Below are 1826 nucleotides of genomic sequence, written 5' to 3' on the forward strand. Positions count from 1 at the left end.
ACCTCGCTGGTCGCGGCTGCGACAGGGGGAGGATCGTCTCGTACCTCGGCGTCCGGGGGCCGAGCCGCAAGGAGATCGGGAGCGTCCTCGGCAGCTGGGTCGGGATCCTGGTCCTGATCCTCGTGGTCTCGACGAGCGTCCAGCTGCTCGGGACGGAGACGGCCGCGAACCAGAGCGCCGAGCTGGCGATGGGGAACCCGGCGATCATCCCGCTTTTCATCGCGGCCTCGTTCCTCGTCATCGGCCCCTGCGAGGAGATCCTCTACCGCGGCGTCGTCCAGGGGCGGCTCCGCGAGTCGCTGCCGGCGGCCCCGTCGATCGTGCTCTCGGCCGCGATCTTCGCGGTCATCCACGTGATGGCGCTGACCGGGGGGCTCTCCGCGCGGCTCACGACCGTCGGGATCCTCTTCGTGCCGAGCCTCGTGTTCGGCGCGGTGTACGAGTACACCGAAAACCTCGTCGTCCCCGCGCTGCTCCACGGCCTCCACAACGCCGTGATATTCACCGTCCTCTACGTCACCGTCACGCAGGTCGGTCCGGACGCGATGCCGGCGGTCCTCGGGTTCCTCCCGGTCTGAGGGGCCGTCGGGGCGACGGCGAGCGGACCGCGCCTCAGTACAGGTCGTCTAACTCGTCCTCGACGTGCGAGTGCTCCGCCGCCGGGAACTCGCCGCTCGTCACGGCGTCCCTGTACGCCTCGACGGCGTCGATCATCTCCCCGCGTACGTCGCCGAACCGCTTCGCGAACGGCGGCGACCACTCGCCGAGACCGACCGCGTCGTTGATCACGAGGACCTGCCCGTCGCAGTCGGAACCGGCGCCGATGCCGATCGTCGGGATGTCCAGCGCCTCGGTCACCGCCCCCGCGAGGTTCGCCGGGACGTGCTCCAACACGAGCGCGAACGCGCCGGCGTCGGCGTGGTCGCCCGCCAGCTCGATTATCTCCTCGGCGGCCTCCTGCTCGGTCCCCTGTCGGGTGTAGCCGCCGAGCCGGTTCACGTGCTGTGGGGTCAAGCCGAGGTGCGCCATCACCGGGATCCCGACCTCCGCCATCCGCCGCGTCGTCTCGACGGTGTGCGGGCCGCTCTCGATCTTCACGGCGTCCGCGTTCGCCTCCTTCAGCAGGCGGCCGGCGTTCCGGACGGAGTCGGCCTCGTCGACGCCGAAGGACAGGAAGGGCATGTCGGCGACGACGAGGGCGTCGTCTGTTGCGCGCGCGACCGCCGCCGTCCGGCTCGCGACCTCGTCGAACGTGACGGGGAGCGTGGAGTCGTAGCCGAGGGCGGCGTTGCCCATGCTGTCGCCGACGAGGACGACGTCGATCCCCGCCTCGTCGACGATCGCCGCCGTCGGGGCGTCGTAGGCGGTCAGCATCGTGATCGGATCGTCGCCGTCCCGCAGTCCCCGCGTCGTTGTCATACCTCGGAGTCACCCGCGCGACGCCGTAAAATCGTCGGGAACCGGAAAGGCGGCGCGACGGGTGGGCGGCGACTCGGATCCGACGGCACCGCCGCCGACCGCCACCGATTTGCCGCTCCGCCGCGGAGTCCGGGGCGTGCAACCAGTCGAGCGGGCCGAGTACGAGGGGGTCGACTACGCGTGGGTGATGCAGACGACGTTCGTCGTCACCATCCTCGTCGGCGCCCCCGTCGCGGCCCTGCTGTCGACCGCCGTGACCCTCGACTCGTGGGGCGCGCGCGCCGCGTTCGCGGTCCGGGTCGGCGCCCCAATCTGGTTCGTCACGGCGGTCGCCGTCGCGCTGTACGCGAGGCGGACCGAGGCCGGCGACGGCGGGAGCGGCGAGGACGCCGACGGCGGCCTCGGTC

Annotated in this window: 3 protein-coding genes; 2 read left to right on the forward strand and 1 reads right to left on the reverse strand. The window is 71.6% G+C overall.

Annotated elements, in window-relative coordinates; genetic code table 11:
* On the forward strand, positions 1–578 hold a 578-nt coding region (locus B9G38_RS16855; protein WP_086221134.1), incomplete at its 5' end, for a CPBP family intramembrane glutamic endopeptidase.
* Between the two features lie 34 nt (positions 579–612).
* On the opposite strand, the gene panB is transcribed toward B9G38_RS16855, so the two are convergent.
* Entirely contained in the window at positions 613–1419 is an 807-nt protein-coding gene (gene panB / locus B9G38_RS16860) for a 3-methyl-2-oxobutanoate hydroxymethyltransferase (protein WP_086221135.1), read from the reverse strand.
* A gap of 136 nt (positions 1420–1555) precedes the next feature.
* On the opposite strand from panB, the gene B9G38_RS16865 reads away from it, so the two are divergent.
* The coding region (locus B9G38_RS16865; protein ID WP_086221136.1) for a DUF5822 domain-containing protein at positions 1556–1826 on the forward strand (271 nt) is incomplete at its 3' end.

The sequence above is a fragment of the Halorubrum sp. SD612 genome, from assembly GCF_002135005.1.